General features: G+C 32.4%; 8 protein-coding genes. 7 read left to right on the forward strand and 1 reads right to left on the reverse strand.

What is annotated here, in order from left to right:
• Nucleotides 1-32: 32 nt before the first annotated feature.
• Entirely contained in the window at nucleotides 33-1,346 is a 1,314-nt protein-coding gene (locus ACN0TY_RS08260) for a Gfo/Idh/MocA family protein (protein WP_417444095.1), read from the reverse strand.
• A 270-nt stretch (nucleotides 1,347-1,616) separates the two neighbouring features.
• On the opposite strand from ACN0TY_RS08260, the gene ACN0TY_RS08265 reads away from it, so the two are divergent.
• The 7 genes from ACN0TY_RS08265 to ACN0TY_RS08295 all read left to right on the forward strand — a co-directional run bounded on the left by ACN0TY_RS08265 (nucleotide 1,617) and on the right by ACN0TY_RS08295 (nucleotide 12,582).
• Nucleotides 1,617-2,717, forward strand: a complete 1,101-nt coding sequence (locus ACN0TY_RS08265) for a BamA/TamA family outer membrane protein (protein WP_417444096.1) — start codon at nucleotides 1,617-1,619, stop codon at nucleotides 2,715-2,717.
• Nucleotides 2,718-2,766: 49 nt separating this feature from the next.
• Nucleotides 2,767-4,734, forward strand: a complete 1,968-nt coding sequence (locus tag ACN0TY_RS08270) for a tetratricopeptide repeat protein (protein ID WP_417444097.1) — start codon at nucleotides 2,767-2,769, stop codon at nucleotides 4,732-4,734.
• A gap of 11 nt (nucleotides 4,735-4,745) precedes the next feature.
• On the forward strand, nucleotides 4,746-5,384 hold the full coding sequence (locus ACN0TY_RS08275; protein ID WP_236959659.1) for a response regulator transcription factor: 639 nt from the start codon (nucleotides 4,746-4,748) through the stop codon (nucleotides 5,382-5,384).
• 353 nt (nucleotides 5,385-5,737) lie between these two features.
• A complete protein-coding gene (locus tag ACN0TY_RS08280) occupies nucleotides 5,738-6,640 on the forward strand; it encodes a DUF6892 domain-containing protein (protein ID WP_417444098.1) in 903 nt (300 codons plus the stop codon).
• 73 nt (nucleotides 6,641-6,713) lie between these two features.
• Nucleotides 6,714-11,711: a DUF5724 domain-containing protein gene (locus ACN0TY_RS08285; RefSeq protein WP_417444099.1), complete on the forward strand. Its 4,998-nt coding sequence runs from the start codon at nucleotides 6,714-6,716 to the stop codon at nucleotides 11,709-11,711.
• Nucleotides 11,712-11,812: 101 nt separating this feature from the next.
• Nucleotides 11,813-12,226, forward strand: a complete 414-nt coding sequence (locus tag ACN0TY_RS08290) for a hypothetical protein (RefSeq protein WP_417444100.1) — start codon at nucleotides 11,813-11,815, stop codon at nucleotides 12,224-12,226.
• 26 nt (nucleotides 12,227-12,252) lie between these two features.
• The gene (locus ACN0TY_RS08295) at nucleotides 12,253-12,582 is read left to right on the forward strand and encodes a hypothetical protein (RefSeq protein WP_417444101.1); all 330 of its coding nucleotides are present in this window, start codon (nucleotides 12,253-12,255) and stop codon (nucleotides 12,580-12,582) included.
• The last annotated feature ends 8 nt before the right edge of the window (nucleotides 12,583-12,590 follow it).

The following is a 12,590-nucleotide window of genomic DNA, read 5'->3' on the forward strand; positions in this document are numbered from 1 at the left end:
TATTTTTAGATATAGCTGTTAACTATTATATTCTAATATCTGCGATCTTTTCTTTTAGTCATTTTATTAGCTTCAGAATCATTTTTAAAACGTTCTTTTTTAGGATCCCAATGTAGCGTTCTTCCTATATCGTAAGCAATATTAGCAGCGTTACAGACTGTAGCGGTACGATGACCAACTTCAATAGGACAAATAGTTTTCTCTCTAGTTTTCATACAAGAAATCCAATCTTGATAATGATTACCTTGATTTTTGAATAAACCGCTAGGATCTTCAACAGGAGTTGGGAACAATATGGTAGTTGGATTTGTATTTATAAAGCTTCTACTAACATCCATACTTCCTTCTGAACCAATAAATCTAACAGCTCGACCTCTTCCAAAGTCTTCATGAACCATTTCTATTCCATTATCATAATACATTTTTAATCCCCTTACAGCTGTTGGGTCTGTTGGCGGAATATATTTTACTGGACCTGAATTATCCATATTTAAGCACCACTGTGCAATATCGAACATATGAGCTCCCCAATCGGATAGAAGTCCGCCACCAGTTTCTGTATAATCTCGCCAGTCTGGATAGGAGCTTACAATCTCTGGTGCAATTTTACTGTTGTAGTCAAGTAATGGAGCAGGGCCACACCATTTATTCCAGTCCACGCCACTTGGAAGTGGTTCTGCAGGTAGGTTGTAACTTATAGCAGGGTCTCCAACATCAACTAATATTTTTTTAATTGTTCCTAGTTTCCCAGAATCGACAATCTCTTTAGCCTTTTTAAAGATATCCCAAGAACGTTGCATACTTCCTGTTTGGAAGACAGTATTATTTTTATTTGCTGCTTTAACCATTTCAATTCCATCATGAATAGTATTGGTTAGCGGTTTTTCACAATACACATCTTTTCCTGAATTCATAGCGTCTACAGCTTGGATTTTATGCCAATGGTCTGGAGTTGCAACAATGATTCCGTCAATATCATTTCTTTCCAATAACTCTTGATAATCAAGATATGTTTTTACGCCATTGTAGTTGGCAATATTTCTTTTTTCGGCATATAATTGTTGTATGTTTTGCTGAAAGGAACTTCTTTTTCCATCCCAAACATCGCTACCAGCAACTATTTGTGTGTCTGTATTGTGAATAAATTTATTAGCTAAAATATTCCCTTGTTTTCCAAGTCCAATTATTCCTAAGTTAATTTTATCACTTGGAGCAAGAAAGCCATTACCCATTACGTGTCTTGGGATAATAGTAAAAGCACCTAATGTAAGTGCACTCTTTTTTATAAAATCCCTTCTTGAGTCTTTTGTGATTTTTCTGTTAGTAGTGTAATTAGTTTTTTTCATTTATAGTGGTTGGTTAAAAGTAAATTTTACCCCTAATATAAAAATATTCAAGAGAAATTTACCTTGTTTTATCTAAAAAGCAGTGTTCTTTCATCTAATGAAGCTTGCAGCCTTGATACACATAATGATAAGAATATCGGTAATTTAGATTATCTTTTATAGACTATTTTTTGTCTTAATATTAAAAAAAGTATTATTTTCATAAATAAAAAAGCTTTGTGCATAAAGGGTTGTATACGGGTATGTTTATTTTGTATTTTTCAAATAGCAGTGCTCTCTAGTTATTCTCAAGACAAGCAGAAAAAGCGAGTTTTTCGAGATTCGCTAGATAATAAAGTCGACTTCAGCGATTTCTTATCAAATCCATCAGGTTTTATTCCTTTAATTCAACCGATAACAGAACCTGCTTTAGGGGGAATTGGAGCCGCAATAACACCTGTTTTTATAAAACCAAATAAGCACCCAGAGAAAGATCGATATACACCTCCAAATGTAACTACTTTATTAGCTGCTTACACGGCTAATAATTCTTTTCTTGTAGGTGGTTTTCGTATGGGATATGTACCTAAATACAAGTTTAAATATACAGCAGCATTAGGTTATGGTTCTGTTAATCTAGATTTTTATAGAACGCTTCCTATCGTTGGTGAAAAGAAGTTTGGTTTTAATTTTAGCTCCTATGCATTTGGGGGCTCTATTTTAAAGCAAGTAAAGTATTCTAATTTTTATGTCGGGTTTGAATATCTATTTGTGAAAAATAATATAGATCCCACTTTTGAGTTTGATAAACTTCCTTCCTTTGTTAAAGAGAAAGATTTTTCAAGTATCATAAGTAGTCCAGGTGTAATTGTTGAGTATGATCACCGTGATAATGTTTTTACTCCAGACAGAGGGTTTTATATGAATACAAATTTTCATTTAAATGGGACATGGACTGGGAGTGATTATAATTTTCAGAATTTAGAAATTATAGCCCTAAAATATATTTCTGTAACTAGTAGATGGATTAGTGGTTTTAGAGTTCATGCAGATATGCAATTTGGTGACTCTCCTTTCTACGCCAAACCAGGAGTGCAATTACGGGGTGTGCCTATGGCCAGATATCAAGGAGAAAATACTTTTGTATTTGAAAGTGAACAGCGTTATGATTTTACAAAAAGATGGAGTGGAGTTGCGTTTGGAGGATTGGCAAAAGCTATAGAAGAAAATACAAATTTTAAAGATGCTTCTCTTATTTATAGTTATGGTACAGGAATACGTTATCTAATAGCTAGGAAATTTAAAATACGAATGGGACTTGATGTTGCTTGGTCTAATAATGATTTTGGTTACTATATTGTTTTTGGTTCTGCTTGGAATCAGAGAAATTAATAAATACTATTCTTACAAGACATGGAAAAGCGCTATTTTTGTTTAGAATATGCGTATAAAACACCTACTTTTAGCCACCTATTGCTTGCTATGTATTAAATATAGCGTAGCTCAAGAAAATAGTTCAATCGATTCTCTAATTTCTGTTTATAGGTCAGAGTTAAATACCAATCCCATAAAAGCTGAAAAAGCTGTGCACGAGTGGCTAGCTTTAAGTATTAAGTCGAAGGATTCTATAAAACAGGCTCAAGCTTATTATTCTTTATCAAATCTCGGTAATATTACTGGTAATTATAAACAAGTAGTAACAGAGGCGCCAAAGGCTATTGCATTGTTAAAAGCTAAGAATATGATTAATGGCTTAGCTGCATGTTATAATATTTTAGGATTGGGGTATAAGAATTTAGGACGGTATCCTGAAGCAATGGATAACTTTTTACTATGTTTAGATTATGCTGAAAAAACGAATGATAAACAGCAACAAGCCAATGCTTATCAAAATATAGCAACGCTATACATCCTACAAAAAGACTACACTAAAGCAGCTAATAATTTGGATAGAGCTGCAAACCTATACAGAGAATTAGGAGATGACGATGGAGTATTAGTTACACTTTTTAATTATGCTAATATTTTAAAGGAGCAAGAGCGCTACGATGAAGCGTTGAAACACTATAAAACCGTTTTAGATTATAGAGAGAAAGAAGGGAATAAGGCCGCTATTGCTTATGTTAAGATAAATGTTGCTCAATTATTGGTGGAGCAAGAAAAATATGCGGAGGCTATTCCTAAACTTAATGAAACGTTAGATTTATTAGAAGAATTAAATTTTATATCGGATAAAGCCATTGTTTTAAATGATTTAGGATTGTGTCATAGTAAATTAGGAAATACCAAAGATGCTATATCCTATTTTGAAAGGTCTTTAAAAATAGGAAAAGATAAATCTCTGGCTTCTTATAATTCTCAATTCTACAAAAATCTTTCTGACTTATACAGTGATGTAGGTAATTACAAGCAAGCATTATTTTATTACAAAAAAGGGATAATTGTTTCTGATGACATTAATTCTGTTGATAAAGAAAAATATGTTGCGAACCTCCAAGAGCGTTATGAAACGGAATTAAAAGAAACTCGAATTAAGTTATTAGAGAAGGAGAAAAAACTTAATGAAACAGAGCTAGAGAAAACAGCATTGAGTTTAGAAAAAACAGCTTTAGATTTGGATAAGCAACGTATGGTGCGTAATATTTTTATTATTGGATGTATACTATTAATTGGGGTATTAATTCTACTGCGTTATTCGTATTTAAAGAGGATGAAGGTTCAGCAACAGTTAACGTATCAAAAAGAAGAAAATGCCAAGAAAGAGATTACAGAATTGGTTAAAGATCATAAGCTTTCTGTAATTGAAAAATATCAAGAAGGACAGCAAGAGGAAAGATCGCGTTTAGCAAGAGAAATTCATGATGGAATTGGGAGTGATTTAGCAAGTATTAAAATTGGTTTTGAACATTATTTGGAAGACCATAAATCGGAGCCTAAAGCAAAACGTTTATTAGATGCTATAGGGAATTCATGTAAAGATATCCGTTCACTTTCGCACCAATTACATCCTTTACCGTTTTCTAAAATTGGATTTAGTAGTTTTTTAAAAGAAACCTTAACGCAAATTAAAAGCAATAGCTCACTTTCTATTACAACCTTTTTATATCCAGAAGAAGAAATTGACGACCTATCAGATTCTTTATTAGCAGATACATATCGCATCATTCAGGAGTTGGTTAATAATATTCTAAAGCATGCCAATGCTACAGATGTAGAAGTACAATTAACAAAGCACGATGCGTATTTAAATTTGGTAGTGAGTGATAATGGTTCAGGATTTAAGACAAACAATAAACAAGGTATAGGACTCCGAAATATCAAGGAGCGTGTACAAAAGAGAGATGGAGATATTAGTATAGATAGCTCTCCTCAACACGGGACTTCTATAACTATTAATTTTCCTTTTTAATAATATTGATAATGAAACAGATAAACCTAATAATAGCCGACGACCATTTAATGTTTTTAGAAGGTCTAAATACCATTTTAGCTGAAATAGAAGGAGTAAACGAAATCCATATTGCTACGGAAGGAAAACAAGTATTACGTCTTTTAGATCAGTTTACTATAGATATAGTAATTAGTGATATAAATATGCCTAAAATGGATGGATTGGAGCTATTAACGGAACTGAAGAAAAAGAGCAATCCTCCAAAAGTGATTATCTTAAGTATGTTAGATAATCATCGTACAATTTATAAAATTATTCAGAAAAAGGCGGATGGATTTGTACCTAAATTTACTAGTAAAGAGGAACTTCAGAAAGCAGTGAAAACTGTAATTGATGGTCAACAATATTTTTCAGAAAGTATTAAGCAAAAATATATGGAAAGTGTATTTGAAAGAAAAAAGTATAAAGATATAGAGCTTTCTAAAAGAGAAAAAGAAGTGTTGGAATTACTATCTCAAGAGCTTACTTCTAAAGAGATTTCCGAAAAGCTTTTTATATCTGTAAATACTGTGGAAACACACCGTAAGAATATATTACTAAAAACAGGTTCTAAAACTACTACAGGAGCTGTGAAATATGGAATTGAAAGCGGATTATTCGACACATAGTAGTTAAAATAAAAGAAAGTATTTTTTGTGAGTCGGATTTCTTCTACTAGTTATTTAAAAGCTAGTGAAGTAATCCGATTTTTTATTTGCTATGAACTCTTCTTCGATTTATGTTTTTCAACATTTGGGTTTATGGAATTATAATATCACTGAAAACAGTTAGCAAATTTTAAACATAAGTATCCATCTTTGTAATCGTGCTTGGCATATAAAATGAAGATCACTTATATTTGGATATAGAGTATAATCTTATTTTTCAGGATAAAATTATGGTGAAGTTAATTTTTAAAACCTATGCTAATTGCGATAAAACACGGGAGTCTTTATAATTAAAAATTAAAATATTGCTAAAAATGGTATTACAGCTAACTTCAAATGATTTTCAAATTAATTCGGTTTCCGTAGAGTTTCCTATTGGAATAAATCAATTGAAAGACATTTTAAAGAGCACTTGTATTAGACATAAAGCAAAGTATAATACAATTTTTACGTGGGACGAATTGGGGGTGATAGCACATTCTAAGAATGGAGAATTGGTGGAGTCTATAACAATAGAATTAACTTCAGAAACCTTTAAATTTAGTCCTAAAGAAACATTTACAGGCATATTTTACTTCAACAATAAGGAAATTACCAATTACTATGAAACTTATAAGGAAGAGCATGTAAAACTATTTGAAGGTGATGATAGTGGTGCTTTGGTATTAAATAATATTAGTGCTTGGTTTTATGTGAGGGAAAACGCTATTGATGCTATAGAAATTAGTAAATATAAGCCTTACAATAGGAGTGATGGAATTCCTAAAGATTTATACACTATTAAAGAATTAAATGAAGAGATTATTCCTTTTGTTGATTTTGGATTTAAAGTAGCCATCATTCAAGTACTTATGTATGAAAAAGGATTGTTACAACCGAAATTTGATTTGTATGAATTTGTAAAATGGTATCCTCACAGAGAAATAGATATTGAAGAGGAGGGGTACGACCAAATTGCTGAGGTTACCCAATATTTTAAAGACTTGCAAATTCCAAAACGGTTTGCTTCGGAGGTTACAGAAATCTATCAGGATGGAGGAAATGATATTTACATGAATTTGATTCGTTTTTCTGGCGGATGGGAAGATGAATGGGATATTATAAGTAGTGATGATATGGTGCATTTTCCCAATCTTAAAAAGGCAACATTATGTTATGCAAAAGATGCTATTTACGATGAGTTTATAGAAATGGGAATTGATACTGAATGGTTATAAATAAGTTTTAGAGTTATCTCTATTGAAAGAATAAACAAAGAGCAGTTACAATATATTAAAAGGAACAAAAATTATGATTCCAGAAGAAGAAGCTAATAAATACGTAAAAAAACATCAAAAACCTGATGTTGATAGATTTGAATTCGGTCGGTTCTCAAGACCTTATAATATTCTAGGTAAAATTTTAGGGTGTATTGAAAAAGATGAGGATTCAAGGTATTATGTAAAAGATTTTATAGAAGAATTTGACGATTACCTAACTGTAAATCCTTGGGCAACCGAAGAAGGCATGAGATTGGGGATTCAGTTATATGGTGTAATACAAGCGCCTTACCTAGCTTCGATGTGGGATTTTATCAATACGTTACCTTACCAAAAGGGGTATGATAGAAAAGCGTTTAGATCAAAACCTACAAAAGAGGTTTTAGTAAATAAAATAAACTATTTTATTAGATTTTTAAAAAATAGTCGTTTAGGATTTGGAGGACTTTCATTGCAGGAACATTTTCAATACAGCACTTACTTTCCTCAAAGTAATAGCTATTTTTTTGCTGCTGTTCTTCATAATTCAGGAGGTTTATTTGATGAGTTATTGAATGATATTCTTCAAGGGGAAGATGAAATAGGAGGAGTAAGCAAGGATATTATTCATGCGTTATTACTTTCAGAAGAAGAAAAACATTGGGAGTTGGTCGCTAATTTATTACTAGCAGCACAACGTCAGGAAGGATTAAGGCAAACAATTTTAGAAACCTTAGACGAAACAGGCCTTAGTGCGCTTAAGTACATGATTGGTGTTGTTTTAAAAAATGACCTTACACGTTTTAGTAGTGTGATTAGAGCTGTTTCTATGTGGTTTGGCTTGCATTGGGAAACTCCAAAAAAAGCACCCATAAATCGTATTTTAGAACTCGCTGAATCTCATATTTTAAATATAAAAGACGTAGGTCTTTTATTAAAGAGTAAAGATAATTTAGAAGTTTTTGTAGGCTTATGGTCGATAGGAATATTGAATGTAGATCGTGCCAATGAACAAGCATTAGAGATTGTTTATAATTCTCAGAGTAGAGACAAAAAGATTCTTGCTTTGTACTTTATGAGTACAACAGAACGCACAAACGATTCTTTGGTAAATTATTTTGTGAATGAATTGGGGAAAGATCCAGCTTTAGATCACTGGATGCTTGTAAATTTACCTCCAACTACTTTAGAGAATGATACTTTTGAACGATTATTAACCGTTACTAAAAACGTTTCAGAAAGCGGGAAAAAGTTCGAAACTAAAATATTCTCTTGGTGGAGTTTTACTCCTAGTCCATATTATTTTTATCAGTTTCTTATTAATGGAGCTACAGAGCAGCAGCTAGAATCTATGGCTGATGATTTAGAAGAGCTGCCAACAGAATTTAGAGAAAGTTATATCCGTAAAGTTTTTCCTAAGCATTATAGTTATTCATTTTATAATTACAATCAAAAGTCAGCAAAAAAGGAACGTTTAAATTTTGATGAAAATTCATGGAAGAGAACATTAGCAAGAAAGGCAATTTACAATAGGAATGAATTGCTAATGACTACTGGACTTAACTTGTTTAGTAAAATGCATCTTTATGATGAAGATTTACATATCGCCGAAGACTTATTAAGACGTAAGAACAAAGGTTTACGCACCTCATTGATTCAATTATTAATAGAATTACCAGTAGATCGCTTAAAGGGAAGTACTACAAACTTGGTGACCTCAAAAAGTGTAGAGCAACGTTTAGCAGGGTTAGAAATATTAACTCTTTTACACGATGATAATAGGCAACCAGATTTTATTGAGCAACAAGTAGATATTTATAGAAAACGACCTAAAATCACTAAAAATGAGCAAGTATATTTAGATAAACTTTCTAATAATACTGAAGAATATAACTTTAGTAATGGTTTTGGAGCAGTAGATTATGATAATTTAAGTCCGCTATACCATCCACAATCTCGTTTTGAACGGAAGAATAGTTTTCTTGATAAATTGGGAATTTCTACATCGCAATCTTCAAGTTTTATATTTAAAGACTTTATTGACGTAAAAAAAATAGTTACCACCGTTAATAGATTAATTGATATCGTTCATAAAAATAGAAACTTCGAATATCAGGTAGCGGGATATCAAGGGGAAATACAAACGATATATTTAGAAAAAGGAATTCGTGATATAAAAGACTTAGATCGTGATGCAACAGCCGTAGAATATCTGAACAATATTCCTTTAGCAAATTTATGGATCTCATGGTATGAGGAGAGTAAATTAAATGATTTTGAATTATATGCTGCTATAAATTACATCAACAGTAAAGATGCTCCTTATGGATTTTATAAAGATTTAGAACCTTTTATAAAGCAATATATTCCTGGTTTAGAAGCGTTAAATCTTGATGAAAAGGATAAGTATTCTTCGAAGTCTAGATTATACCTCACTATTTTAAACCGTTTATTTGATGTTTATGTAGACAGAAAAACAATTGTATCCTTTAAATTAGATATGTTTGAAGATATGGTTGCTAATTTTCCTGAAAAGTATAAGCTATATAAGTTCGAATCTAATGGGAGCTATTATACTGAAGTCAAGTATTGGTCAACTGTAATAGTTTCGTATTCAGGATATATAAATGAGCCAGATTTAGAGTTACTTTCTCACGAACAGCTCGAAAGGTATTGGGGAATATATGTGTATTTAATGGCACAATATGTTGGTTACCCTGATAGTATTTCAGATGTAAAAATTATTACCAACGAGAAAAATAGATCTAACAAACTTATACTTCCAAACCTTTTTGTCACTTTAAAGCTCTATAAACAAGGTTTAATTAACGAAGACGATCTATTGTTACAGGCATTATATTCTAATGAATTAATGACAATCATTGATGGCGGCTTCAATTATAGGATGAATTATAAGAGGATAGAAAGAGGAAGTGTCCCTAAGCAAGTATTTGCAAGTTTAAAAGCTAATTTATTAGATACAGAATTAGAGCGAGGAGATTTGGCAACTCCAGCCTCGGAGTATATTAATGCTATTAACAAGGTAGAAGGTGTAGCATATGTTTTTAGAATTTTAGAGCGTTTAGGAAAAGAAAATTTTGAGCGTGGTTATAGTTATTATGGAGACAGTAAAAAGTCTAAGTTTAGTGCTATGCTTAAAAAGAGCACCTTTAGTGATGCTGAAAGTTATTTAGATTTTGCCACATTAGCAGATGAAGCTAATCTACCAAAAAAACGTTTAATAGAACTTGCTTGCTACGCCACACAATGGGCAGGTATAGTAGGAGAATATTTAGGATTAGAAAAATTAGAAAATGCCGTATGGTGGTTTCAAGCACACGCTTCAGATTATATGAATAGTGAAAAGGAAACCATTATTTCAAGATACTCTAATATCCCAAAATCTGATTTTGCCCTAGGTGCAATAGATATAGATTGGTTTAATAAAGTATACACTAGTTTAGGTAAAACGAACTGGAAAATACTTCATGATGCCGCCAAATATATTACAGATGGGAATGGGCATAGACAAGTAAAACTTTATTCTAGCGTAATGCTAGGCGAGGTAAAAATTACTGAAACGCTAAAGAAGATTAAAGACAAACGCGATAAAGATTATGTTCGTGCTTTAGGTTTAATTCCGCTCAGTAAAACTGTTCCAGAAAAAGATTTACTTAAACGATACAACCTCTTACAAGAGTTTTTGAGAGAAAGTAAACAGTTTGGTGCTCAACGTCAAGAAAGTGAACTTGCAGCAGTAGAAATTGCTTTAGATAATTTATCCAGAAATGCAGGTTACCAAGATCGAGTGCGCTTTAATTGGGCTATGGAAACCAAAGCCACCCAAGATATCATGAAAAATGCAGTCATTACTATTGATGAAACAGAAATAGAATTAGTAATTAATGACCTTGGTAAAACGGTAATTAAGGTAAATAAAGCTGGTAAATCTCTTAAATCAATTCCAGCAAAATATAGAAAAGATAAACAAGTTTTAGCGTTAAAAGAGAGCAAAAACTATCTTTCTCGACAGTACAGTAGAACGCGCTTATCTCTTGAGAATGCAATGGTAAACGAAGACAAATTTACCGCTCTTGAGATTCATAATATGATGCAGCATCCTATCGTAAAAGTGATGCTTAGTAAATTGGTTTTATTCGCCCCAGAAAAAGAATTTTCAGGATTTTATAAAGACGGAAGTTTAGTAGCTGTTACTGGGAAAACACATCTATTAGAAGAGAATGATACATTGCAAATTATGCACGCTTCTCATTTATACAAAGCAGTGGAGTGGGATGTATATCAAAAGCACCTTTTTGCTGAGCGTATCGTACAGCCATTTAAACAGGTATTTAGAGAATTATACATAATTACAGATGATGAGCGCGAAAATAGTAATAGGTCGGAACGCTATCAAGGTCACCAAGTACAACCTAAAAAAACGGTGGCGCTTTTAAGGGGTCGCGGTTGGACGGTAAGTATGGAAGATGGATTGCAGAAGGTATTTCATAAGCGAGGTTTTATCGCCACTATGTATGCAATGGCAGATTGGTACTCTCCTTCAGATATAGAAGCTCCAACGCTCGAAGACATCTGTTTTCATTCTATAGATGATTATCAAATTATCCCGCTTTCGGAAATTCCTTCCGTGGTATTTAGTGAGATTATGCGAGATATAGATCTTGTGGTAAGTGTTGCTCACGTTGGTGGTGTAGATCCTGAGGCGAGTCATAGTACGATGCAGATGCGTGCGGTTCTAGCAGAAGAGTCAGCAAGATTATTCAAGCTTAAAAATGTAACTGTTAAAGAGCGACACATTTTTATAAAAGGGAAACTTGGCGAATATAGCATCCATTTGGGGAGCGGACAAGTTAGTAAACACGGTCTGTCTTTATCTATTATCCCTGTTCATAGTCAGCATCGAGGGCGTATGTTTTTACCATTTGTAGACGATGATCCGAAATCTGCTGAGATCATTTCTAAAATGAAATTACTGTCCGAAGATAATAAAATACAAGATCCAACTATTTTGGCACAAATAAATAGTTAATCATATAATTATAAGAGCGTTTCCCCACTTCGGTGGGGTATGCTTTTGTGGCAAGACTTTATACTTTCTCACGACAGCTTTTACGCAAAAAACTATAAAAAATGGAATTAACACTTCAGCTAAAAAAACTAGGAAAAAAAAAGATCAAACAAGTCCCAATTACACTTTCTAAAACACCCAATAATTTAGAAGAACTGTTAATCTCTTGTGTGAAAAACCAAGTTGATGCGTTTAATAAAAAACGATTAGAAGTTAATGTAGTTGGCTTTTTGAGTCCGTCAGAAATTCAAGAACAAGCGCAAAGTGGGAAAGTGGATTTTGGCGATATATCAAATACAGATCAAGCTAACTTGCAACAAGCTATAGATAATGTATTGTTAGCTTTTAAAGATGGGCTTTTTGTTGTATTTGTAGATGATAATGAAGTAACCGAATTAAAAGAGCCTTTAGAATTAACTTCAGAAAGTGTGATTGCATTTATAAGAATGACATTTTTGGTAGGGACGTATTGGTAAAATAATACTTTAAAAATTATCAAAAGATGACAATAAGAAGCATACAAGATAAGCTAGTAGAAAGCATAGTAGAAAGCCACGCTTCGTGGTCTAAATTATTAGTTGATATGGATTTAGGAAGTTATGCTCCAAATATGTATGACATAGCATTAAACCCAATAAATGTAGCTGTAAACTTAACTGATAAAACCTTCACTTTTAATAGCGCAACGTTTTCCTTCGACTTAGATTTTGGTGTTTCTCACGGAGAGGATGTTGTTATTTTTTCACAGCAAGTAACTGGTAAAGGAACATTTCAATTTATAAATGAAAATAGTAATATTCAACTAAAAGAATTACAATTAGACGAATATTAAAGGTTACG

This window comes from Joostella sp. (assembly GCF_048266025.1).
In the GTDB taxonomy this organism is placed as follows: Bacteria; Bacteroidota; Bacteroidia; order Flavobacteriales; family Flavobacteriaceae; genus Galbibacter; species Galbibacter atrarenae.

Coding starts and splice junctions, on each gene's coding strand:
- ACN0TY_RS08290 (WP_417444100.1), top strand. CDS start 11,813: ATGGAATTAACACTTCAGCTAAAAAAACTAGGAAAAAAAAAGATCAAA.
- ACN0TY_RS08275 (WP_236959659.1), top strand. CDS start 4,746: ATGAAACAGATAAACCTAATAATAGCCGACGACCATTTAATGTTTTTA.
- ACN0TY_RS08285 (WP_417444099.1), top strand. CDS start 6,714: ATGATTCCAGAAGAAGAAGCTAATAAATACGTAAAAAAACATCAAAAA.
- ACN0TY_RS08260 (WP_417444095.1), bottom strand. CDS start 1,346: ATGAAAAAAACTAATTACACTACTAACAGAAAAATCACAAAAGACTCA.
- ACN0TY_RS08280 (WP_417444098.1), top strand. CDS start 5,738: ATGGTATTACAGCTAACTTCAAATGATTTTCAAATTAATTCGGTTTCC.
- ACN0TY_RS08270 (WP_417444097.1), top strand. CDS start 2,767: ATGCGTATAAAACACCTACTTTTAGCCACCTATTGCTTGCTATGTATT.
- ACN0TY_RS08295 (WP_417444101.1), top strand. CDS start 12,253: ATGACAATAAGAAGCATACAAGATAAGCTAGTAGAAAGCATAGTAGAA.